General features: G+C 29.7%; 24 protein-coding genes and 1 tRNA gene. 3 read left to right on the top strand and 22 right to left on the bottom strand.

The window, feature by feature from the left end; translation table 11 throughout:
* Positions 1-2: 2 nt before the first annotated feature.
* The 7 genes from HMPREF3186_RS00545 to HMPREF3186_RS00515 form a co-directional block, all read right to left on the bottom strand.
* Positions 3-1,124 carry a cysteine desulfurase family protein gene (locus tag HMPREF3186_RS00545; RefSeq protein ID WP_060913436.1) on the bottom strand — a complete coding sequence of 374 codons (1,122 nt, stop codon included), beginning with the start codon at positions 1,122-1,124 and terminating at the stop codon, positions 3-5.
* 210 nt (positions 1,125-1,334) lie between these two features.
* Positions 1,335-2,150, bottom strand: coding sequence for a phosphotransferase family protein (locus HMPREF3186_RS00540; protein WP_060913435.1), 816 nt, complete (start codon positions 2,148-2,150; stop codon positions 1,335-1,337).
* Positions 2,151-2,240: 90 nt separating this feature from the next.
* Positions 2,241-3,281: a tRNA (adenosine(37)-N6)-threonylcarbamoyltransferase complex transferase subunit TsaD gene (gene tsaD / locus HMPREF3186_RS00535; RefSeq protein WP_060913434.1), complete on the bottom strand. Its 1,041-nt coding sequence runs from the start codon at positions 3,279-3,281 to the stop codon at positions 2,241-2,243.
* Positions 3,268-3,720: a ribosomal protein S18-alanine N-acetyltransferase gene (rimI, locus tag HMPREF3186_RS00530; RefSeq protein ID WP_060913433.1), complete on the bottom strand. Its 453-nt coding sequence runs from the start codon at positions 3,718-3,720 to the stop codon at positions 3,268-3,270. The genes tsaD and rimI overlap by 14 nt, the downstream gene beginning before the upstream one ends.
* A complete protein-coding gene (gene tsaB, locus HMPREF3186_RS00525) occupies positions 3,704-4,372 on the bottom strand; it encodes a tRNA (adenosine(37)-N6)-threonylcarbamoyltransferase complex dimerization subunit type 1 TsaB (RefSeq protein WP_060913432.1) in 669 nt (222 codons plus the stop codon). The genes rimI and tsaB overlap by 17 nt, the downstream gene beginning before the upstream one ends.
* Positions 4,366-4,818 (bottom strand): tRNA (adenosine(37)-N6)-threonylcarbamoyltransferase complex ATPase subunit type 1 TsaE, encoded by a 453-nt coding sequence (tsaE, locus tag HMPREF3186_RS00520; RefSeq protein WP_060913431.1) that lies wholly within the window; start codon positions 4,816-4,818, stop codon positions 4,366-4,368. Before tsaE ends, tsaB begins: the two co-directional genes overlap by 7 nt.
* 241 nt (positions 4,819-5,059) lie before the next feature.
* On the bottom strand, positions 5,060-5,650 hold the full coding sequence (locus HMPREF3186_RS00515) for a nitroreductase family protein (protein WP_060913430.1): 591 nt from the start codon (positions 5,648-5,650) through the stop codon (positions 5,060-5,062).
* Between the two features lie 173 nt (positions 5,651-5,823).
* On the opposite strand from HMPREF3186_RS00515, the gene HMPREF3186_RS00510 reads away from it, so the two are divergent.
* The gene (locus tag HMPREF3186_RS00510; protein ID WP_060913429.1) at positions 5,824-6,168 is read left to right on the top strand and encodes a winged helix-turn-helix transcriptional regulator; all 345 of its coding nucleotides are present in this window, start codon (positions 5,824-5,826) and stop codon (positions 6,166-6,168) included.
* A 4-nt stretch (positions 6,169-6,172) separates the two neighbouring features.
* Positions 6,173-6,685 carry a hypothetical protein gene (locus HMPREF3186_RS00505; RefSeq protein WP_060913428.1) on the top strand — a complete coding sequence of 171 codons (513 nt, stop codon included), beginning with the start codon at positions 6,173-6,175 and terminating at the stop codon, positions 6,683-6,685.
* Positions 6,686-6,783: 98 nt separating this feature from the next.
* Here HMPREF3186_RS00505 and HMPREF3186_RS00500 read toward each other — a convergent pair whose 3' ends face one another.
* The 14 genes from HMPREF3186_RS00500 to HMPREF3186_RS00435 all read right to left on the bottom strand — a co-directional run bounded on the left by HMPREF3186_RS00500 (position 6,784) and on the right by HMPREF3186_RS00435 (position 21,371).
* Positions 6,784-7,866 (bottom strand): zinc metalloprotease, encoded by a 1,083-nt coding sequence (locus HMPREF3186_RS00500; RefSeq protein ID WP_060913427.1) that lies wholly within the window; start codon positions 7,864-7,866, stop codon positions 6,784-6,786.
* Positions 7,867-7,877: 11 nt separating this feature from the next.
* Entirely contained in the window at positions 7,878-9,044 is a 1,167-nt protein-coding gene (locus tag HMPREF3186_RS00495) for an ATP-grasp domain-containing protein (protein ID WP_060913426.1), read from the bottom strand.
* Between the two features lie 123 nt (positions 9,045-9,167).
* Positions 9,168-10,478, bottom strand: coding sequence for an isochorismatase family protein (locus HMPREF3186_RS00490; protein WP_060913425.1), 1,311 nt, complete (start codon positions 10,476-10,478; stop codon positions 9,168-9,170).
* A gap of 225 nt (positions 10,479-10,703) precedes the next feature.
* Entirely contained in the window at positions 10,704-10,934 is a 231-nt protein-coding gene (locus HMPREF3186_RS00485) for an acyl carrier protein (protein WP_060913424.1), read from the bottom strand.
* Positions 10,934-11,926, bottom strand: a complete 993-nt coding sequence (plsX, locus tag HMPREF3186_RS00480; RefSeq protein ID WP_060913423.1) for a phosphate acyltransferase PlsX — start codon at positions 11,924-11,926, stop codon at positions 10,934-10,936. The genes HMPREF3186_RS00485 and plsX overlap by 1 nt, the downstream gene beginning before the upstream one ends.
* Complete coding sequence (locus HMPREF3186_RS00475) at positions 11,919-12,554, bottom strand: class A sortase (RefSeq protein WP_060913422.1); 636 nt, start codon at positions 12,552-12,554, stop codon at positions 11,919-11,921. Before HMPREF3186_RS00475 ends, plsX begins: the two co-directional genes overlap by 8 nt.
* Positions 12,555-12,563: 9 nt before the next feature.
* Positions 12,564-14,573 (bottom strand): ATP-dependent DNA helicase RecG, encoded by a 2,010-nt coding sequence (recG, locus tag HMPREF3186_RS00470; protein WP_060913421.1) that lies wholly within the window; start codon positions 14,571-14,573, stop codon positions 12,564-12,566.
* Positions 14,566-15,438, bottom strand: a complete 873-nt coding sequence (gene sdaAA / locus HMPREF3186_RS00465) for an L-serine ammonia-lyase, iron-sulfur-dependent, subunit alpha (protein WP_060913420.1) — start codon at positions 15,436-15,438, stop codon at positions 14,566-14,568. Before sdaAA ends, recG begins: the two co-directional genes overlap by 8 nt.
* A gap of 10 nt (positions 15,439-15,448) precedes the next feature.
* The gene (gene sdaAB, locus HMPREF3186_RS00460) at positions 15,449-16,117 is read right to left on the bottom strand and encodes an L-serine ammonia-lyase, iron-sulfur-dependent subunit beta (RefSeq protein WP_060913419.1); all 669 of its coding nucleotides are present in this window, start codon (positions 16,115-16,117) and stop codon (positions 15,449-15,451) included.
* A 2-nt stretch (positions 16,118-16,119) separates the two neighbouring features.
* Complete coding sequence (rnjA, locus tag HMPREF3186_RS00455) at positions 16,120-17,790, bottom strand: ribonuclease J1 (RefSeq protein WP_060913418.1); 1,671 nt, start codon at positions 17,788-17,790, stop codon at positions 16,120-16,122.
* Positions 17,783-18,001 (bottom strand): DNA-dependent RNA polymerase subunit epsilon, encoded by a 219-nt coding sequence (locus tag HMPREF3186_RS00450; RefSeq protein ID WP_003144942.1) that lies wholly within the window; start codon positions 17,999-18,001, stop codon positions 17,783-17,785. Before HMPREF3186_RS00450 ends, rnjA begins: the two co-directional genes overlap by 8 nt.
* Positions 18,001-19,575 (bottom strand): aminotransferase class V-fold PLP-dependent enzyme, encoded by a 1,575-nt coding sequence (locus HMPREF3186_RS00445; RefSeq protein ID WP_060913417.1) that lies wholly within the window; start codon positions 19,573-19,575, stop codon positions 18,001-18,003. The genes HMPREF3186_RS00450 and HMPREF3186_RS00445 overlap by 1 nt, the downstream gene beginning before the upstream one ends.
* Before the next feature lie 206 nt (positions 19,576-19,781).
* Positions 19,782-20,972, bottom strand: coding sequence for an NAD(P)/FAD-dependent oxidoreductase (locus tag HMPREF3186_RS00440; RefSeq protein ID WP_060913416.1), 1,191 nt, complete (start codon positions 20,970-20,972; stop codon positions 19,782-19,784).
* A gap of 36 nt (positions 20,973-21,008) precedes the next feature.
* A complete protein-coding gene (locus tag HMPREF3186_RS00435) occupies positions 21,009-21,371 on the bottom strand; it encodes a HesB/IscA family protein (protein ID WP_060913415.1) in 363 nt (120 codons plus the stop codon).
* Between the two features lie 463 nt (positions 21,372-21,834).
* On the opposite strand from HMPREF3186_RS00435, the gene HMPREF3186_RS00430 reads away from it, so the two are divergent.
* Positions 21,835-22,089 (top strand): NifU family protein, encoded by a 255-nt coding sequence (locus HMPREF3186_RS00430; protein WP_003145574.1) that lies wholly within the window; start codon positions 21,835-21,837, stop codon positions 22,087-22,089.
* Between the two features lie 67 nt (positions 22,090-22,156).
* Here HMPREF3186_RS00430 and HMPREF3186_RS00425 read toward each other — a convergent pair.
* Positions 22,157-22,230, bottom strand: a tRNA-Arg gene (locus tag HMPREF3186_RS00425).
* Positions 22,231-22,433 lie beyond the last annotated feature (203 nt).

Raw genomic sequence — 22,433 nt, 5'->3', positions numbered from 1 at the left:
TATTAGTTCCTTTCTTTAATTCTTTTCTCTAAAGTTACAATCTTTTCTATAACTTCATCAATTAATTCTTTGCTTGTATCAAAGCCAACACTCATTCTTACAGAGTGTGCTGCACGTTCAATATTATACATTTCTGTTATTATACGACTTCCTTTTATATTTCCTGAACTACAAGCAGATCCTCCAGAAATATAAATGTCACGAGCATCTAAATATGTAATCAGTCGCTGCGCTTCAATATTTTTAAAATAAATATTCAATATATTCGGCAATGAATTCTCTATAGATCCATTTACTTCAAATTCAACTTCATTTTTCTCAAGTTCAGAAACAAAGTAATGTTTCAATTCTCTAAGAGCTGGAATTGAATCTAATGTCTCTGATAAACAGTCATTAAGAACTAGTATCCCTAATAAGTCAGTCGTTCCAGAACGAAGACCATTTTCCTGACCTCCACCTAATAATAATGGCTCAGCATCTCCATCTTTAGCATATAAAAATCCAAAATTATTAAGTGAACCAATTTTATGCGCTGAAGCTGAAGCAAAATCCAAACCTAATTTTTTCACATCAATTTCAACTTTACCTAATGCTTGAACAATATCACTATGCAATAGTATATTTTTATCCGCAATAAGTTCTGAAACCTCTTTTATAGGATTTAGTACCCCTGTTTCATTATTTGCTAACATAATTGAAATCAATACTGTCTTAGAATTAATCTTCTCTTTCAATTCATCTAGAGATATAGATCCACTTTCATCTACTGATAATTCATGAACCTTAAATCCAAACCTTTCAAGTCTCTTAGCACTAGCTTTTACAGATGGATGTTCTATAGATGAAATTATTATTTCTCCTGTTTCAAATCTAGTTAATACATGATTAAATACTGTATTATTACTTTCAGTACCCCCAGAATTAAAAATTATTTCATTACTACTTGCATTTAGAGTATTAGCTATTTTTTCGCGTCCTTCACGAACTAGCCTATTATTTTTCTTTCCTAGAGTATGGCCACTACTTGGATTAGCATAGACTTCTTTTAGTATATTCATATTTTTTTCTATGATATCAAAATGTTTTCTTGATGTTGCTGCATAATCTAAATAAATATTCGCCATATCATCGCCTCCTAATATTAATCATATTATATTTTAACACAAATAATGGTCAAATAAAATCAAAACCACTTTTTATAAGTGAGGGACTCAAAAATCCCAATCAATTTCATCGAATTGCTCCTATAAAATTCATTAAATATCAATGGATTATCGTATCTATGAATACTCGTGTAACCTTTTTCCAAGATTTGAAACTTTTATTGGTCAACCTCAAATTTGTTCAAAATAATTTTCAACATCACTTAACATCTTTAATCCTAACTCCTCAAATTCTTTATCTTCAACACGTTTGGTATAGTTTAAAATACCTAGTGCTGAGATAAAAATCAAGCAGTACTCTAGTTCCTTAGAAAGAACTTCCTCATTTGAATATTCATAATAATGTTCTAAAAACAATTCTATTTTTCTTTTATCATTATCTAAATCTTGATAAAAATATTTAATAAAATCTAAATAATAACTTGCATATTTTACTCTTTCAAAATCTATTAATACCAAATGATCATCTTTTTTCATAATGTTTCTAAGACCAAAATCACCATGAATAAAAACTAATGTTTTTCCATATTCTTCATCTAATTTACTAATATTTCTTAGAAACTTTGAATAAAGCTCATGTATTTTAGTATATTCTTTTCTATCTGCTAATCTATACACATTTTTCCCTAAAACTTTCTCCAATGAAGTTTCTTTTTCATTTTCTATTTCAAGCCAATTCCCTCTATGAAAATTAGATATTAGCTTGGCTATTTTTATTATATATTCAGCATTTACGCTTTCTTTATTTAATGGAATATAATCTTCATATTTCAGTACTAGTGCAGAACATTTAGAAAAATCTAATAATAAATTACCTTTACTTCTTAATACTTCATACTCTAGTTTATATTTTAATGGATCTTTAAAAATTTTAACGAATACTCTTTCTCCTAATTTTTTAGAAAATCCTATAAAATGCTTATTTTCAGAAATATGATTTATTTTTTGTAAGTTTGCATCTAGTAATTCATCAAGTTGTCTTTTCATAATCACACCAAAATATTCATAAAAAGGGAGCTACTCAAAAAACATGATTTCAGCAAAATCTATTTTTTGAGTTAACTCCTTTTTGAATTCTTATCCTTTAACTTCTTCTAAGTCTAATGTTGACTTCGCATTTAACGTTAATGGATTAGCGAATATATTATTTTTATAATAATAGTATCCTGCTGCTCCCATCATCGCAGCATTATCACTGCAATAACTCATTTTTGGAATAAGTACCCCTACTCCTAATTGATGTTCTAGTTCTAGGACTTGCTTACGAAGTTCACTATTACCTGCAACACCACCTGCTAGAATCAACTGTTTAACACCTAAATTTATAATAGCTTTCTTAGTTTTTGCAATTAAAACTTCAACTACCGCTGTTTGGAAACTACATGCTAAATCTTCAGATACAATTTCTTCTCCTCGTTGTTTTGCATTATGAACGAAGTTAATTACTGCTGACTTCATACCTGAAAAACTAAAGTTATAATCATCACTATCAATCATCGCACGAGGGAATTTATACTTATCTTCACCTAACTTAGCTAGTTTGTCTACTTTAGGTCCACCAGGATATTCAAGATTTAACTGTCTAGCAACTTTGTCATAAGCTTCACCTACAGCATCATCATGAGTAGAACCGATTATTTCAAAATCAAGTTCATCTTTTAAATATACAAGTTCAGTGTGTCCTCCACTAACTACAAGTGCTAGTGATGGGTATGATATATCATTATCAATATTACTAGCATAGATATGACCCGCTATGTGATGTGCTGCAATTAGAGGTTTATCTAAAGCATAACTTAATGTTTTCGCCACATTAACACCAACTAGTAATGATCCTATTAATCCCGGTCCTTGTGTTACACAAATTGCATCTATCTCATCTAATGATGTTTTCGCTTCTTCTAGCGCTTCTTCAACAATCTGCATCACTACTTCTATATGTTGTCTACTCGCTATTTCAGGTACTACCCCGCCAAATTGCTTATGAGTTTCAATTTGACTACTTACAATATTCGATAGTACTTCTTTACCATTTTTAACTACAGCTACACTAGTTTCATCACAACTTGTCTCTATAGCTAATATAGTTACATTATCTAAATTCTTAAATTCTTTCATTGCTAAAATCCCTTATCATTACATAAGCATTTTCGCCATTATTTTTGTAATAATTCTTTCTTATATCAATAGTACTAAATCCTGCTTTTTCGTATACAGTTATTGCAGGCATATTACTTACACGTACTTCTACAATCGCTTTTTTTACACCTTTTAATTTTAAAAGTTGCATAACATAAGTGAAGAAAATTTGACCTAGTTTTTTATTTTGGTGCGGTTTATCAATGACTATTTTATTAACTTGATATTCATCAGCAACTAACCAACCACCACAAAAACCAATAATTTCATCATCGTTAAATAATCCATAGTATTCTGCATTAGCATGTTCAAGTTCAGACTTAAACATATCTTTTGTCCATGCATCGTCAAAATTATCAATATCTATCTTTGATAATACATCCAGATTACTTATATCAATTTTATCTACTTTTATCATTTTCAAGCTCTCTTTCTGCTTCAGTTTTTCTTAAATATTGTGGTTTCATATTATAACAATCCACTTCTTCTAATGAATCGTATATTTTTACAACATTGGCTGCTTGAACCATTTCATCATTTTTTAATCCATCAAGAAGAAGTTCATTTAATTTTTCTATATCTTTACTGATGTATACAAATTCTTTGTTCTGAGAAACAAGGAAATCATTGATTTCTTCAAGTGAGTAATACCCTTCTTCTAATGTTTCTATTAAGTTTCCTCCAATATTTTCATATACTGCACCAAAAACATTACCACGTCGTGCATCAATAAAAGGAACAAGTAGCTTATTACTGTCAAACTCCAATAACGCCTGTAATTTTAAAGAAGAAACTTTTTTCAATTTAATCTTAAGTGTATAAGCTAGTGTTTTACATACTGCTGCAACTACACGGATTGCTGTATATGAACCTGGTCCCTCACTAGATATTATTTCTGTTAAGTCAGTTTTTTTCTTATTTGCTTCTTTTAAGCAATTTTCTATTTCTTCTAAAATAACCGCGGACAAGTTATTGCTACATACAAAGTTTTTTTCGGCTAGAATATTTTTTTCTTCAAAACATGCAATTGAACATACACCATTCGAAGCTTCTACAATTAAACTTACCAATTTTCACGTATCCTTTCTTCTATTTTCTCATATTCACCATTAGAAATAATTTCAACTTCTCTATGGTCATCTACTAATCGAATATTAAAAATTAATCTTTCTTTCGGTATAAAGTCTTCAATAAACTCTCCCCACTCAATAACACTAACATTATCTTCAAAGAAAACATCTTCGAATCCTAAATCTTCATCACTATCTTCCAAACGATAAGCATCAATGTGATATAACTTTCCATTAGGATACTTATATTCTTTCATAATATTAAAAGTTGGAGAGTTAACCACACTCTTAACCCCTAAATATTCTGCTAAATACTTAGTAAAAGTTGTTTTCCCTGCTGCTAAATCTCCATTTAACAAAAGTATTAATCTATCTTCTATACCTTCACTAACAATTTTCGCTAAACGTTTAGTATCTTCTAAATTTTTTATTACTATTTTTAACATTATTTAACCTTCTAAATCTTTATTTATATACCAACTACTATAATATCATATTTACCAGTATATTCCAACAACTAAAGGTATAAATAATGTTTTATAGAAATAACCATTTTTAAAAATTAAGAATCATTCATTAACTAACTCATTCACTTAGTAATTAGTCCTAATAAAATCATAAAATAACGCCAAGATATTTCTATCTCAGCGCTATTATTAATCATTTAATCCGTCGTTAAATCAAATCTTATTTTACTACTCTTACTCTTGAAGTTCTTTCAATTGGTGCAGCTTCTTGTAATTTTTCACCAAATGGCATTTGAGCACGTAGTACTAAGTTTGCAGGAATATTCCATTCAGCAGCAACTTTTTCATCAATTACTGGGTTATAGTGTTGAATGTTAGCTCCAACTCCAGCGTCCGCTAATGCATTCCAAACTGCAAATGATGCAATCCCTGTTGATTGTTCTGACCAAATTGGGAAGTTTTCCGCATATGCTGGGAATTGTTCTTGAAGACCTTTTACTACATCGTGATCTTCGAAGAATAAAATTGTTCCATATGCTTCTGCAAAACTATCGATTTTACCTTTTGTAGCTGCTTTAGCTTCTTCATTAGGTAAGAATTTTTCTAATTCACCAAAAGTAATATCCCAAAGTTTTTGGTGATTTTCACCTAGTAAAACTACTGCGTGTGCAGTTTGTGAGTTAAAAGCGCTTGGTGAATATTTAACTGCATTATCGATAATTTCTAATGCTTCTTGTTCTGAAATTGGTAAATTTTTACCTAGTACATAAACACTTCTTCTATTTTGATATAAATTTTTTGCTTCTGCCATTATTATGTCCTCCGTTTTTTTAGCTATTGCTAAACTTTATTATTTGTTTTATAATTGTTATATATATAATTATAATATTTACCAAAAAAATAACAAGTACGTTTTTTTATAATAGTAAGTATCTTTTATGATAGAATTGTATAATATCAATGAAATTTTAAGGAGATTTTTTTATGGAACAACAAGAACCTTTTGGAAAATGCCCCTTTTTTACAACTCAAAAAATATTGTCTGGAAAATGGACAATATTAATTCTTCATCTACTAGAAGATAAAAGTATTAGATTTAATGAGTTACAAAGATCACTAGGGACAATTACCCAAGCTACATTAACAAAACAATTAAAGCAATTAGAACAAGATGGACTTATAAATCGTAAGGTTTATGCTCAAATACCACCAAAAGTTGAATATAGCTTAACGGATATCGGAAAAAAATTCCAATCAGTACTTAATGAATTAGAAATTTGGGGAAACGACTATATCGATTACTTAAAAGAAAATAGAGAAGCTGTGTAAAGTTATGGATAAACTAAATGAAATTAAAGCAAAACTTCATCTTCTTTCAAATGATCAATTAGATATTATTCATAGACTTATTTCATCTTGGAATATTAAGGACAATAAAATCCAAACAGACGAAAATCTAGTTAAGAAAATCTATGAAAGTACTATATCAGCTATAGAAGACCCACTAAAGAATTATTCAAAAGAAGAACTCTTAGAAGAATACGGTGTGTTATTTTATAATCCTCAAGAAATAGCTAACGAAAATTTTGGAGAAGTTTCAATAGAGTATAATTATGAAGGGCACACTCAATCAAAAGAGCCTAATTATTACAGTGAAACTAGTAAATTATTGAATATTTATGGAAATGAGTTTAACAAAGATTCTTCGAGTCACCATTCAAATACTAGTATAGATGATTTCGATCCATTATTCCCTGATACTGATTTTGATTCATTAACAAGTCTTAATAAAAGTAAATACGATGATTTAGATTTTTCAGCATTAATTTCTAAAAAGCCGAAATAACTGTATTCTAAAAACAAATCTAATTACTAAGCTATAACCAAGATTTTCTTATAAAATAGAATAGATACCAATAGCTAAAAAAACTATTGGTATCTATTCTATTTTATGATATTATTCTCCAAATAATCGCAATATTTCATCTCTAAATTTTGAATATATAAATTCGGAGCTTTATTTTTAATTTTTCTAGCTTCATTTATTAAATTCAAAGCTTTTTCATCATCTAACTTTACACCGTTTTCGTATGTTGCTAAAATATTCTTCGTTTGCGGATTATTTTGTTTCAGTCGAACTTTTAAACTCTTATCATTCATAAGTTCTTCTAATAGTTCATCTTCTGGATTCACTAAACTTATTAATTTTACTAACAATGCCATAAGTTCAACTTTATAAACTGGTAACAAATCATCTCTTTCAATATATAGTTTTCTTGATTCATTATATAAAGCATCAAACTCAAAGAAATATTCTAATCCATCTAATTTTATAAATTCTAGTGCATCAGTTAGATAATTAGTATTAGTTATTTCTAATGAATTTATTTTTTCTACTATTTCAGGTTTTTCAATTAATAAATTCTTTCCAATACTTTGATAATATATATATTCCAATTGTAAATGTAATATGAATCTAGTAGTTTCATCTTTACTAGCGTGATAGAACGTCATTCCATCGTTGAATCCCATCGGAATCAAATTTAGAAAAGCCAAGACAAAGCCTATTAAAGCAAATAATAATGTATAATAACTTGGTAAAATTAACCAAGAAACAATAGAAAATATAATATTAAATATAACACCACCTAGAAGATATAATCTATACTTAAACTTTCCTTCAACATATTCAGGAGCCCTCATTAAACACTGACCACCTGTTCCTGCTAGTCTTTCATATCTAATTTTAAGTTTACCATTTTCATCTTTTATAATTTTGAAATCAAACACTCTAAAACTTATAAATTTGTATCCTGATAGTAATCCAAAAACTAAATGCCCCGCTTCGTGAATTATGACTTGTAAAATAAATACTACTACTCCTGCAATTAACAACAATATGATATTTGGAGTATCCACTTTCGAAAGTGAATCTCCTGCAATCTTACCGACAGAATATCCTATTATCGCCCCAACAATCATAATTCCTAATATTTGTAAAAATCCATTAATAATCTTTTTTTTCATAAATTATTCTCCTATTCATTTTTTTCATGTATATAAGTCATCATTTCGCTAATATTTTCCATATTTTCATCTACTAAGATATACATCCACTCTCCCATAGCTGTTGCAAATACTTCCGGTACTCTATCAATTAAACGAAGTTCTTTAGAATATCTATTATAAATATCTTCATTAGTATATTTATAAGTATATTTATCACGTCTCGATAAAGCAACACCATTATAGTTATTCTTTACTTTTTTTGGTGAATTACCAACTACAACATCAGCATACATTTCAAATAAGTCACATTCGTAAGTACGATTATATAAATCAACTGTATATCCACCCGCTATTCTATTATTATATTCTAGCGCAATATAATCATTATTAGGTAATTTGAAAAATTCGATATGGAAGAACCTTTCCTTCATACCAAACTCTTTAACAATATTTCTACCATATTCTTTTAGTTTAGGATCAATTTCTCTAGAAATTATATTTCCATAATCTAGACTATCATTTAATAAATCTAAAGTAGGTTTTGTATAATAAAAACTAGTCTCAAATACGACTTCACCTTTAGAATCAATTAGCCCATCATAAGTGCAAAGGACACCATTATCTATATAACTTTCAATGAAGTACACAACGTCTTGATTCCATTGATTTTCAAATATTTCTACATCTTCTTTTGATAAAAGTTTAAAAGTATTATTAGCTCCTACTCCATTATCTGGTTTAGCTATTACCGGTAATTTAATATCTTTTATCGCTTTTTCAAGTTCTTTAATAGTTTTTACAGCTCTCCCCTTAGCAACCGGTACTTCGGCTTTAATAAATCTTTCTTTCATTTTCGATTTATATTTTGTAAAATCTAAATTTTTAGGTTTTACTCCTGGGATATTAAATTGTTCTCGTATTATTGAATCCAACGTCAACCAATACTCGTTGTTAGACTCAACCCTATCTATAACACCGTGTTTATATATTAAGAACGCTACACCCCTTAATACTTCTTCATAATTTTCTAAATCATTTACTTTATAATATTCAGTTAGAGAATTCTTTAATCCATCAGTAAGATTATCATAATTTTCATTACCTATTCCTAATACTCTAACCCCTTTTTCAACCAGCTTTCTTGCAAAACTTTCCTGTGAAGTTGGAAAATTTGGTGACACTAATAAATAATTCATAATAATCCCTTCTTTCCTAATTTTATTCATTAGTTTACCATAAACTTCACTATTTTTCCAATGAAAACATAAAAAAAATATGAATCATCTCCTTAATGTTCGGATAATGATTCATATTGTATTTTATTCTTTTACATTTATAGTCAAGTTCTGTAAATATGTTTTAAATGATGAGTTGACCTCTTCACTCAATCCTTTAGTAGCATTTAAATCCACTGTAATTTCTACTTTTTCATTATAAGTTTGTGTCATAATTATATTACTTAATACACAAATATTAGAAACTAAACCACAAAACTCTACTTCTTTATAGTCACTTCGTGAAATAAATTTTGCTAAATCTATACTTCCAAAAGATGTCTTATTAAAGACTTTCTTAGCTTGTTTTTCATATCCAGCTACTTTTCCGTATAGATTATGACCTTCGCTATCAATTATACAGTGTTCAATAGGTAAATGTTTACCTTCTCTAGTTGTAAGATAATTAGTATAGTGAGTGTCTTTTGTGAAGATTACATCTTGACCAGCTTTTAAATACTCTTCAATTTTGTTAGCTATCACTTGATCAAGTTGTTCTGCTGTTTCAAACCCTAAAGCACCATCTACAAAGTCCTTTTGATAATCGACTACTACAAGTAATTTTTCAGTCGTATCATGTTTTAACAATACCCTTAGATATAATAAGAATGCCACAAATGCTAAAAATCCTAAGCAATAAAAAATAATATCTGATTTGAATTTCGGATTTGTTCTTTCATCTAACACTACAAACTTAACTAAAACAGCAGCATCTATCAATAAAAGAACTAGTAGATATTTCATTCTTTTTTTAAAATATACAACAAAATCTTTTGCACCTAATTTTTTATAAATTAAGTAGATAAATAATGCTGCTATTGCTAAAATGAACAACATTGTTCCATACTTATGTAGTAATTTAAATGCGTGGGGAGCACTTGGTCCCAAGACATAACCTAGTGTTATAAACACAACTACCCAGAATATTCCACCAATTGTTGAATATATATGGAATTTTTTGGCATCTATACGCGAAATACCAGAAAAATATCCAAGTATATGTCTAACACCTGGTAAAAAGTATGCTATAACTATTACAATATTTCCAAATTTATTAAAAAACTCAGCTGCTTTCGTCATTCTATATGGTGTAAGTCCAATATATGAACCATACTTATCAACTGCCTTAGTTCCTAACCTTCTACCAACTTCATAAGAAAATTGCATCCCTAAAACAGTTCCCAATGCACTTGCAACAATCATCCCTATATAACTTCCATGATTATTATATGCCATTATTCCAGCTACTACCATCATCGTCTCACCTGGTAGAGGAAGAGCCGCAAACTCCAAGATAAGCGACACAAATAATATTAAATATACATGTTCAGCTAATAGTTTAAATAACATTTCCATATATAAACTATTCTCCTTTTTATTTATTTTCTAATAAATTATATCATATTTTACTTTCACTTAAAAGCTAAAAAGGTAAATTCTATATGATATAAATAATATTAAAAATTATCTTATCACATAAAACTAACAACTAGTTTAAATATTTACTATCGTACCTATAGTAAAACAATTTAATAAAAAACTAGAGTCATACTTAAAGTAAAACTCTAGCTCTTATTCATTTTATTTTCTTTCTTCAATTACTCTTACTAAGTCTTTGATTTGAACGATGTTTTCTGCATCTTCATCAGAAAATTCAAATCCGTATTTTTCTTCAATATCCATTACTACATCAGCAACATCAATTGAATCAGCATCAAGATCTTCATTTAATCTTGATTCTAAAGTAATTTTATCCGCATCTATTTTAATATATTTAGTAATAATTTCTTTTACTTCTTCGAAAATTGCCATTAATTTGTTTCTCCTTTTTCCATCGCTTCTATCATTATACCATAAAGTTTTGTTTTGTGTATTTGTTTTGCTTGTTGAACTGCATAATATAGTGCATTTTCATCAGCTGAACCGTGAACTTTTATACTTGGTTTTTTTATTCCTAATAAGAATGCTCCACCATATTCACTGTAATCAAATTTCTTTTTGAATTTTGAAATTCCGCTTTTTACCAGTAATGCAGAGATTTTTGTAATAATATTTTCTAAGAAAATACCTTTAATCATTTTACCTAAAGAACTTGCTACACCTTCTATAGATTTCAATAAAATATTCCCAGCAAATCCATCAGCTATAACTATATCATATTTATGTTCAAGGATTTCTCTTGCTTCTATATTTCCTTTAAAGTTAGCAATATCTTCTTTAAGTAACTTATGAGCCTCTTTATATACTTTATTACCTTTTGACTCTTCTATACCAACATTTAGTAATGCTACCGAAGGTGTTTCTATATTATAAATATATTTCATATATAATTGACCAAGTTTAGCATAGTTTAGTAAATCATCCGGTTTAGCTTCCACATTTGCACCTAAATCTGTAAATAAGAACTTATGTTCTGATCTTGTCGGTAATAATGAAGCTAATCCTGGTTTCGAGATGCCTTCAATGCGCCCTAGCATAAATAGAGAACTAGCCATAAAAGCACCAGTGCTTCCTCCAGAAATTGCTACATCGATGACATCATTATTTAAATCAGCCAGCATTCTTATCATTGAAGCATCTTTTTTCTTTCTATGAACACGTGCTGCATCATCAGACATCAACACCTCTTCAGTACAAACATTCTTAACAATATTTTTTGTTTTAGTTATTTTGTTTAAGTTTTCTTCAAATCCATATACATAAAGTTCTACTTCTTCATCTTTATAGCTATTAACAAAATTAATAATTCTATCAGGTTCATCTACACCTAGTATATCGATACCTATTTTCATAATATTATGCACTTTCTTCTCCTATTAATTTAGCCTCTACTACAAAACGGCTTTCCCATTCACCTGTTTGCGGATTAAAATTATCACAAGTGAATAATTTTAAAATTTTCGGTTCATTTTCATGTTGTTCTAAAATTTCAACTTGCGTCGGTACTACATCATAAAGTTTATTTACTTCATATGTACGCAATTTATCTTTTGAAATAATTTGAATTTTAGCACCATTTTTAATTTTTGTTAAGTTATTAAATCTTATTCCTACACCTTGCACACTGTGCCCAGCGATAACAACATTTTGAGCATCTAAGTGTGATGGTTCTTGTGATGTTGCTACTCCATTAATTAAATTGATTTCGGTAACATCTTGGAAGATTGGTTCTTCTATATCTACACTATCAATTTTTAAAATTCCTAACATTGAGTCAGTTAATTTTATTTTTGACTCATTATCCGTAAACATTTTTTGCCACCACGGGATGTCTACTTCACCTTTATTATTTTTATAAGCTGTAATAATCTTATCATTGGCATTTCCTGTTAAATATTCTCTAATTTGATTTTTAAATATTAACACCACTGATGTACATAACAGTACTACGATAAGAATATTTAAAAAAGTATTTTTTAACTTTTTATTCATTGTTTCCTCCTATATTATCGTTTCTTCTAATCCAACATACTGCAATAATCTTTCTTTATTATTAGTTACTTCTATTATTTTCACCGCTAACTTTTTCGCTAAGTACATTAAATCAACATCGTTAATTAAATCGGCAACTTTAAAACTCGGTACACCACTTTGTTTTGTTCCAAAAAAATCACCAGGTCCACGTTGTTTTAAGTCAAATTCTGCAATTTTAAAACCATCATTTTCTAAACACATTATATCTATACGTTCACTTTTTGAATCAGTTACTAATATACAATAAGACTGAAACTTACTTCTTCCTACACGACCTCTTAGCTGGTGTAGTGTCGCAAGCCCAAAACGATGAGCATCTACAATAATCATAAATGTAGCATTTGGAACATTTACTCCAACTTCAATTACCGTAGTAGAAATAAGTATATGTATTTCTTTATTTAGAAATCTCTCTACAATTGCATCTTTTTCCTTATTATTCATTTTACCATGTAATATTGCAATTTTATAATCATCTGGTAGGTAATTTTTAATATTTTCATATGTTTCCTCTACATTTTGAAGATCCATCTTCTCGGATTCTTCAATCAATGGACAAACTACATAACCTTGTCTTCCATTATCGAGCTCCATACGGATATTATCTAGTACCTTGTAAAAACTCTTATTCGTAGCTTTATATGTCTGAACTTTCTTTCTGCCAGCCGGTAGTTCATCTATTGTAGATACTTTTATATCGGTAATCAAAGTAATTGCCAAACTTCGCGGTATTGGAGTTGCAGTCATCATTAATGAATTAACAGCTTCCCCTTTGTTGCTTAATAATTGACGTTGTTTAACACCGAAACGATGTTGTTCATCTGTAATTACATATTTTAAATTATTGAATTTTACATCTTCTTGAATTAAAGAATGTGTTCCAATTAATAATTCTATCTCACCAACCTCAAGTAGACTTAAAATAGTCTTTCTTTCTTTCTTAGGCGTACTACTAGTCAAGAGAGCTACAGAGATATTCAAATCTTTAAAAAACTCAAAAAATGTTTCAAAATGCTGATTTGCTAATATCTCGGTTGGTGCCATAATCGCTGTTTGAAAGCCGGCTTTTATCGTTGCATATAAAGTTGCTGCTGCTACTGCAGTTTTCCCACTACCAACATCACCTTGCAATAATCTATCCATCTTATAAGGATTATTTAGATCATCTACTATTTCATCAATAACACGGCTTTGGGCAACTGTTAATGTAAATGGTAAGCTATTTTTAAATTCATCTATATGTTTATTTTTTATTCCAACACAATATCTACTATCCTCTATTCTACTACTTATATTCTGAAGCTGTAATTTTAACTGGTAATTAAACAACTCATGAAAAGCAAACATCTTCTTTGCTTTATCAAATTCCTCAGAATTTTTTGGGTAATGTAGCGTATATAAAATCTTATCCAATTTCCAAATTCCTTTAAAATTTTCAGGAACTAAATCTAAAATAACATTTTCACCATCTATCATATTAAACGATTCTTCAACAAGCTTTGTAAATTTTTTCTGAGTAATGCCTTGTTTAAGATGATAAAAAACTTCTATACTATCACCTTTAGGCTTTTCATCAACAACATTGAAACTTACACTCGAAGCCGTTATTGTATTATTTGCAGCATTATACGTCCCTTTTACGACTACATCCTTACCTTCAACAAGATTTTTTTTCAAGTAATGTTGATTAAAAAAGACGATTTTAATACTGCCAGAAGCTGTTAATAAAGTAAAAAATGACCTACTTCTTCTATTTCCATAAAACTGGGTACTTACCCTAGTTTCTACTTTTCCAGTCGTTATGACTTTTTCATTATCTTTTACAGAAGAAGAAAAATCAGTAGAACTAGATACTCTATAAGGAATATTATACAAGATATCACGAATAGTATAAATTTCTAGTTCGTTCAAAGTTTGTAAATATTTCTTTCCAACACCTTTTATAGTTCCTACTGATTTTTCTAAAATATTAATCATTACCGAATAATAAACTCCTATATTTTTCTCCAGTTTTTGTGATTGCAAGACCACCTCTGGCAGTCTCTTTTAATGTCGTGGACATTTCTAATCCTATTTTATACATCGCTTCTAATACTTCATCAGCAGGGATTCTACTCTTTATACCTGCTAATGCTAAGTCAGCAGCCATAAGTGCTGTTGAAGCTCCAGCTGCATTTCTTTTTACACAAGGCACTTCCACCAATCCTGCTACAGGATCACATACAAGACCAAGCATATTTTTTAAAGCTATAGCAAATGCATGAGCACTCATTTCAGCATCTCCACCCATTGCTTCTACAATAGCTGCCGCAGCCATTGCGCTTGCAGAACCTACTTCTGCCTGACAACCACCTTCTGCACCAGAGCAAGAAGCATTATTCGCCACTACAAAACCGAAAGCTCCGGCTGTAAATAACATTTTTAATTGCGTTTCTTCATCAATATCGAATTTTTGTTTAAGTGCATGAATACACCCTGGAAGAACTCCAGCCGATCCAGCAGTTGGAGTTGCACAGATTAAACCTAACGAGGCATTTACCTCATTAGTTGCAATTGCCGCTGCAACTCCATTAAGAAAATCGCTACCTGTAATTGACTTACCACTATTTATATAATCTTGAAGTCGCTTAGCATCTCCTCCAGTAAGTCCTGTTTTTGAACTCACTCCCGCCAAACCTTCTTCGACAGCTTGCATCATTACATTTAAGTTTCTTCTCATCAATTTTTCAACTGCAGAACGTGTAACTCCATTTACTTCAATTTCTTGTTCTATCATTAATTCTGAAACTGGTTTATTTTCTAATTTTGATTTTTCAATTATCTCTGCTAAACTAGTAAACATTTGGGTTCCTCTACAATCTATCTGCAAATTTTACTTCATTAATATAATCTAGTTCAGTTAATTTCTTCATCTTATCTTCAGTTAATTCTTTTTGTGATTCTACTACTAATAAGTTTATTCCCTCTAGAATAGAACTTGAATACATCTCACTTACTTTTAAATCACCGAATATTTCTTCAATTTGTACTGAAAGATTTTTTTTAATATCGTCTTTAAATTTATAAAATATGAAATAGCTAGGAAAATCTCCTGATAAGTTCACATCGAAACCTAGAAGCTCAAAGATTACCATTTTTCCACCGCCTATTGACTTTCCAATAAGATCTAGACTATGTCTGCCTGCTTCAACTTCTATTTTCGCTGTATTTGGATGAATGTGTTCAATTTCACTTTCTATAAACTCAAACTCCATTCCTGCTAATTTTGCATCATCCATACTCGTTCTTATGCGTTTATCAGACGTATTATATCCTAATAATCCACCTATTAATGCAATGTCAGTTCCATGCCCTTTATACGTTTCTTTAAATGATCCATATAATGTTATTTTTACATTTTCTGGTTGTTCCCCAAAAATATATCTTGTAAATAAACCAATACGTACTGCACCAGCTGTATGCGAACTTGATGGACCTACCATTACAGGTCCTATAATATCAAATACACTTCTGTATTTCATATTTACACCTCCAATATTGTAGGTAATATAACAGGTTTTCTTCCTATTTCACTTTCTAAAAATTCTCCTAAAGCTTCTAAAATTTGTAGTCTTATTTGGTAAACACCACATTCTTCATTTTCTAATGCTGCTAATACAGCATCTTTAATTATTACTTTAGATTGTGCAAATAGTTCAGCAGATTCATTTACATTTACAAATCCACGGCTAATTACATCTGGATTATTCATTAGTTTTTTATTTTTAAAATCAATTGCTATTGAAACTACGATAACACCTTCTTCAGAAAGCTCTTTTCTATCTTTAATTACAACACTACCGATATCCCCAATTCCTAATCCATCAACATATACATCAGATGCATCAAACTTACCAGCAATTCTAGCACTATCACTAGTTAAGGCTAGTACTTCACCATTTTCCATAATAAATGAATTTTCTAATGGAATATCACATTCAGCCGCTGTTTGAGCATGAATAACTTGCATTCTGTACTCACCGTGAATTGGCATGAAATACTTAGGCTTAATAAGTCTAAACATTAATTTTTGTTCTTCTTTTGAACCGTGTCCTGATGTATGTACATTATTTACACTTGATGTAATAACATTGGCACCAAGTTTTGATAATAAATCAATATTCTTATTAATAGACAATGTATTTCCTGGAATAGCTGAACTTGCAAAAATTACAGTATCAGTCGGCATTATTGTAATCTTCTTATGCGTACCATTAGCGATTCTACTTAATGCTGCAAGTTCTTCACCTTGAGTACCTGTACATAAAATAAGTAATTTATTAGGATCTACTTGGTTTAGATATTTACTATTAACAAACGTTTCTTTAGGTGCTTTAATATAACCTAACTCCGTTCCAATTTTAATAGCTTTCTCCATAGAACGACCAAATACCACAATCTTTCTTCCATGTTCAATACATGCTTCTACTACTTGTTTTACACGATATACGTTCGATGCAAATGTAGCGAATATAACTCTATGTTTTTCTTTACGAAGTATATTAGAGATAGTTTTCCCTACTTCTTTTTCACTTTGGGTAAACTCTGTTCTTTCTGAGTTTGTTGAGTCAGATAGTAAACATAATACACCTTGTTCACCAATCGCTGCCATCTTATGTAAGTTAGATCCTTGTCCAACAGGAGTAAAATCAAATTTAAAGTCCCCTGTATGAACAATATTTCCTTGTGGAGTATTAACAATAACTCCAAATGAATCAGGAATTGAGTGCGTAGTGTTATGGAATGAAACTTTAAGGTATTTAAAGCTCAACACTGTATCTTCATCTATCACGTTTAACTCAGCTTTGGCCAATAAATTATGTTCCTCTAGTTTTGATCTTATAAGACCAATAGCTAAAGGTCCACCATAGATTGGTAAGTTTACTTTTCTAAGTAAAAATGGTAATCCACCGATGTGATCTTCGTGACCGTGAGTAATTATTAATGCCTTAATTTTGTCCACATTTTTCTCAATATATGAGTAATCTGGGATTACATAGTCAATTCCTAGAATATTATCTCCAGGAAATTTAACTCCAGCATCGATAATAACTATTTCATCTCGATATTGGATTGCATAGGTGTTTTTCCCAATTTCCCCTAGACCACCAATGGCAGCTACACCTACTTCATTTTTTTTAATGATCTTATCCATTAACTTTCTCCACTTTGAAGTCTTCAGATTGTTTTTCAAACTCTAAGTATGCTTCGCTTAATTCTTGAACAAGTTCAACATTGTAGTTTCTGTCATCTAAATACTTTCTAACTGCTGGTACTCCATCAGCTTCAACATATAATACTTGAGTGTTCTCCCTTACTGGAATTTCCTTTGAATTTTCTTGGTAAAATACTTTAAATACTGCCATTAATAATCTCCTATCATTTGTTTTAATATATTTAATGTGTAATCTATTTCATTTTTTGTTGTGTTAATATTTATAAATGAAAACTGTATAATGTTTCTTTCTTGTAAGTATGAACTCTTGTAATGAATAAAAATATTATTTATCGCAAGTGAAGAACCTACATTAAGTGAACATATACTTTCAGGAAGTTCTACAGTAATTATTACTGGAGAAACTTCTTTTTCTTTAAATTTCATAATTGGAAGATTTAATTGCTTTAATCCTTCCTTCATATATGTATATTTTTCTTGTACCTTTTCATATCTTTCATCAGTTTTAAAAGCATCTAATGCTGTGTTTAAAGCTTCCATTAAAATCGATGGTTGAGTGAAAGGTATAGATGTAAGTTTGTTTGCATAGTGTAAATCTAGATATAATGGTGTGTTTTCTAAAGGAACTAACTCACAGTTAGAACCAACTATTGCTAAACCTGCTACAGAACAAAATGCCTTTCCAGATGAACAAGCTACATAATCAACATCTTTATAGCTATATTTAATAGCCCCTACTGCTGAAACTGCATCCACTGCTAAGACTAAGTTATTTTTTTTAACTATTCTAGTAATTTCATCTAAATCATTTAATATTCCAACACTAGTCTCGTTGTGAACTACATAAACAAAATCATAGTTTCCAGATTTAAGTTTATCCGATAGTACATCAAGATCAAAGCTCTCTCCAAATCCTACAGAATAAGTCTCTATATTAAGCCCATGTCTCTTTGTTTCACGAACTAGCCTATTACCAAATTCGCCATTAGCTAAAACTAGCCCATTTATAAGATTTCTTCCTTTTAATTGAGCCATAATAGCTTCGTTCGCTAGTGTAGCTGATCCATGTAATATCGTTGCTTGTTTGACATCTAAAATACCTTCAATCTTCGCTAATGTATCCTTAGTTAGCGCAACAAATTCACTACTTCTGTGTGAGTATAGTTGCTTAGATAATTTTGCTATTACATCTTCAGATAAATCAACTGGACCTGGTAAGAAGTTTATTCTTTGTGCTCTCGCCAATCTTTCAATAACTTTATTACCATTATCCAGTTTAAGATACATAGGCATATACTCTGCTTCTTTTGTCCCTACATTTTCATGGAATTTCACAAATCCTATATGATTATATAATTTTTCCTGGCGTGTTGTACCTGAAATAAAAACAATGTCGTATGCATTTTGAATTATATAATTAAACGTTCTTTGTAATAATTCTGTAAAAACTTTAGTTTTTCTATATTGTTCCTTGATTGAAAGCAATCTAATTTCTACAGGTTTTTTGTAACTACCTCTATAGAATTTATCAATATCATTTAATTTTAAATCTAACGAAAACGGTCTTTGATCAGATAATGAAATCATCCCAATTACATCATTTTTCTTTTTCGCTATAATATATATATTTTTATCATGAAATTTATCTTTTAATTTTTTTGTTTCATTTTTTTCATGTTGAGGAATTTCTTCAACAAATGTTTCATAATTTAATTTGAAAATTTGTTCATATTCTTCCGCTGTATTTGCTATTTTATAAATCATAATTTTTCCCCATAACTTTATTTGGTTAAATTTTCTCTACACTATATCTTACCATAATTATAACTTTTTTTCAAACTAACATGGCTGAAAACTCAATAAATAACAAATTTATTGCGTTATGTTTAACATCTATTCAAAATACATTTCAAAAATAAAGAAGACCCATATTCATAGAGTCTTCTTTATAAATTTACTTAATACTATTCTTAAAGAATACGTTGATTTTTAAGTGCAGTTACGAAGTCAGTTAATTCATAAATTGCTTTAGCTTCGATGATTTTTTTTAGTTTAGCTGCTGCAAAACCTTTAGCTTTTTTACCACCCATAACATCTGCAATACCATCTTTGTGTCCTAATGAACATACTACACCACGGTTGATGTATTTGAAGTCACCAACTTGTTTTCCACTGATTCTAGCTCCAACGTATGCACCCATTTGGTTAGCGATTTGTGCTGTTGTTGGGTATGGTCTTTCTTGACCAGTTTCGATGAATGCTGCGCAGTCACCAACGATATAAACATCGTCAAGTCCTGGTACTGTTAATTGTTGTGTAGTAACAAGACGTCCACGTTTTGAAAGTTCTGGGAATGCTTCGTCCATAAGTTTGTTTCCACGAACACCTGCAGTCCATACTAATGTAGATGCAAATAATTCTTTTCTTTCTCCGTCAACTTCAATAGTGAAGCTATCTTTAGTAGCACCTTTAATTCCAGCTCCTAAGATAATCTCAATACCATTATCTTCTAAGTATTTTCTTGCATAATCACTATACTCTTTAGTGAACATTGGTAATAATGTTGGCGCTGCATCTAATCCGTAAATTTTAACTAATTTTTCATCAATTCCATATTTAGAACATAATTCTTTTTTACGGTGAACTAATTCTCCTAAGAATTCCATACCAGCAAGACCTGTACCACCAACGATTACAGAGATGTCTTTAACATCTTTTTCTTCACTTGTAGCATATTTTCTGAAGTTATCTTCTAATGTAGCAGAGATTTTTTCTGCAGCGTTAATATCAGCGATTGGCATAGCATTTTCAGCCATACCTTCAATTCCGAATGTTTCAGGTTGGAAACCTAATCCAACTACTAGTACATCATAATCAAGTTCGTGTTTTTTAGTTAAGACTAATTTTTTCTCTGTATCGATTTTAATTACTTCGTCTTGAATAAATTCAACACCTGGAGATACTAAATCTTTAATATCGATACAAATATCTCTTGATGCAATGTTCCCTGCTGATACTTCGTGTAAGTTTACTGTATCATAGTGATAAGAGTTTTTGTTTACTAAAGTAACTTTTACCTCTCCAGCTTTAGCAGCTTTTTTTAATCCTTTTAAAGTCGTTAGTCCTGCATATCCAGCACCTAAAATTACTACGTTTTTCATAGTATTGATTTCTCCTTTTAACTGTTATTTTGTATTTTATCCGCAGCAGCAGCCGTTTCCACAGCAGCCACCGTCTTCATCATCATAAATTTCAATCATATTTGGATTGTGTAATGTAAATTCACTTCCAAATTCATCTTGAACATAATCAATTTCAAGACCTTTTAACAGAAGCTCGTCTTCTTCATTAACAATAACTTTTAAATCTCCAAAGTTAAGTACTTTATCTCCTGCTTCTAATTCATCCTTGATATCAATTGCATATTGCATTTGAGTACCTTGTAACTCTATAGAAATTTTTAAATAACTATCTCTTTTATCAGCATCAAATAACATCTCTTGGAATTTTCCAACTGCAACATCTGTTATCAAGATTAATTGATTCTCTGTATTAGCCATAAAATGTTTCCCTCTTTATTTTTATTTTCTATTTATTATTATAACCGTTTTTTTTATAAAATAATAGTATCTTGCTTACTTTTTATAAAATTATTTGTGAAATTTTTATGAATTTTTTAAAATCATCAAATTTTATGAAACAGTATTCTATCAGTGTAGTTTCATAAGTCCAATAAAATCTAAAATTTTGAGTTCTAATCATGAATCTAATAATATTTTAATAGTTACAGATGTAGTCAGAGAATGTTAATCCATTTTATATACTCTTTTTTCTATTTAAGAAAAATAAAATCCCAAATTCAATACTATATTAACACTTCACGTTTATAACTTCTTACTTAAACATTTTAATTCTTAATACAGATTTTTTCTTTTGTGTTCATTATATCTTATAACGCTTACTCAGTTTATTGACTTTTTTTATAGCCACAAGTATAATATCATATAGAAAGGTGGTTGTATTTTGAATAAAGAATATTATGAAACTGTTGAAAAAATTAAATTTGAATTAGAAAAAATACGCCCCAAACTTATTATGGATGGCGGGAACATTGAATTTATTAATTATAAAGATGGTATATTAAAAGTTAGATTCCTTGGTGAATGTGCTCACTGTGAACTATCCCACATTACTTTAAAATATGCAATAGAAAAAACATTAATAGAAAAAATACCTGAAATAAAAAAAGTCCTACAGGTGAAAATGAGCGTTGTTTAGACGCTTTTTTTATTATACTAAAAATATTATACTAAAAAAAGAGTAGACACAAGTCTACTCTAGATGACGTCCCAGAAGGGATTCGAACCCCTGACCGACGGCTTAGAAGGCCGTTGCTCTATCCTGCTGAGCTACTGAGACATATTTAATAAGAACCTCTCTCTGAAGTACTTTAATAGTATATCAATTATTTTATATTATGTCAATACTTTTTTAAAAGAATTATAAATATTTTTTAGTAAAGAAATTATTACAGCACCTAACTAATCACAAATAGTTTTCAAGTATTACCATATCGTCATAATTCATTATAAATGGTTGTATACTAAATCCGGGGCATGGAA

Origin of the sequence: Gemella haemolysans, from assembly GCF_001553035.1 — a bacterium.
GTDB lineage: Bacteria > Bacillota > Bacilli > Staphylococcales > Gemellaceae > Gemella > Gemella haemolysans_B.
This window is presented reverse-complemented; position numbering and strand designations above follow the sequence as displayed.

What these genes read in the sequence shown, in the direction of transcription:
- HMPREF3186_RS00545 (WP_060913436.1), bottom strand. Translation starts at nt 1,124, where the DNA reads ATGGCGAATATTTATTTAGATTATGCAGCAACATCAAGAAAACATTTT.
- HMPREF3186_RS00540 (WP_060913435.1), bottom strand. Translation starts at nt 2,150, where the DNA reads ATGAAAAGACAACTTGATGAATTACTAGATGCAAACTTACAAAAAATA.
- tsaD (WP_060913434.1), bottom strand. Translation starts at nt 3,281, where the DNA reads ATGAAAGAATTTAAGAATTTAGATAATGTAACTATATTAGCTATAGAG.
- rimI (WP_060913433.1), bottom strand. Translation starts at nt 3,720, where the DNA reads ATGATAAAAGTAGATAAAATTGATATAAGTAATCTGGATGTATTATCA.
- tsaE (WP_060913431.1), bottom strand. Translation starts at nt 4,818, where the DNA reads ATGTTAAAAATAGTAATAAAAAATTTAGAAGATACTAAACGTTTAGCG.
- HMPREF3186_RS00515 (WP_060913430.1), bottom strand. Translation starts at nt 5,650, where the DNA reads ATGGCAGAAGCAAAAAATTTATATCAAAATAGAAGAAGTGTTTATGTA.
- HMPREF3186_RS00510 (WP_060913429.1), top strand. Translation starts at nt 5,824, where the DNA reads ATGGAACAACAAGAACCTTTTGGAAAATGCCCCTTTTTTACAACTCAA.
- HMPREF3186_RS00505 (WP_060913428.1), top strand. Translation starts at nt 6,173, where the DNA reads ATGGATAAACTAAATGAAATTAAAGCAAAACTTCATCTTCTTTCAAAT.
- HMPREF3186_RS00500 (WP_060913427.1), bottom strand. Translation starts at nt 7,866, where the DNA reads ATGAAAAAAAAGATTATTAATGGATTTTTACAAATATTAGGAATTATG.
- HMPREF3186_RS00495 (WP_060913426.1), bottom strand. Translation starts at nt 9,044, where the DNA reads ATGAATTATTTATTAGTGTCACCAAATTTTCCAACTTCACAGGAAAGT.
- HMPREF3186_RS00490 (WP_060913425.1), bottom strand. Translation starts at nt 10,478, where the DNA reads ATGGAAATGTTATTTAAACTATTAGCTGAACATGTATATTTAATATTA.
- HMPREF3186_RS00485 (WP_060913424.1), bottom strand. Translation starts at nt 10,934, where the DNA reads ATGGCAATTTTCGAAGAAGTAAAAGAAATTATTACTAAATATATTAAA.
- HMPREF3186_RS00475 (WP_060913422.1), bottom strand. Translation starts at nt 12,554, where the DNA reads ATGAATAAAAAGTTAAAAAATACTTTTTTAAATATTCTTATCGTAGTA.
- recG (WP_060913421.1), bottom strand. Translation starts at nt 14,573, where the DNA reads ATGATTAATATTTTAGAAAAATCAGTAGGAACTATAAAAGGTGTTGGA.
- sdaAA (WP_060913420.1), bottom strand. Translation starts at nt 15,438, where the DNA reads ATGTTTACTAGTTTAGCAGAGATAATTGAAAAATCAAAATTAGAAAAT.
- sdaAB (WP_060913419.1), bottom strand. Translation starts at nt 16,117, where the DNA reads ATGAAATACAGAAGTGTATTTGATATTATAGGACCTGTAATGGTAGGT.
- rnjA (WP_060913418.1), bottom strand. Translation starts at nt 17,790, where the DNA reads ATGGATAAGATCATTAAAAAAAATGAAGTAGGTGTAGCTGCCATTGGT.
- HMPREF3186_RS00450 (WP_003144942.1), bottom strand. Translation starts at nt 18,001, where the DNA reads ATGGCAGTATTTAAAGTATTTTACCAAGAAAATTCAAAGGAAATTCCA.
- HMPREF3186_RS00445 (WP_060913417.1), bottom strand. Translation starts at nt 19,575, where the DNA reads ATGATTTATAAAATAGCAAATACAGCGGAAGAATATGAACAAATTTTC.
- HMPREF3186_RS00440 (WP_060913416.1), bottom strand. Translation starts at nt 20,972, where the DNA reads ATGAAAAACGTAGTAATTTTAGGTGCTGGATATGCAGGACTAACGACT.
- HMPREF3186_RS00435 (WP_060913415.1), bottom strand. Translation starts at nt 21,371, where the DNA reads ATGGCTAATACAGAGAATCAATTAATCTTGATAACAGATGTTGCAGTT.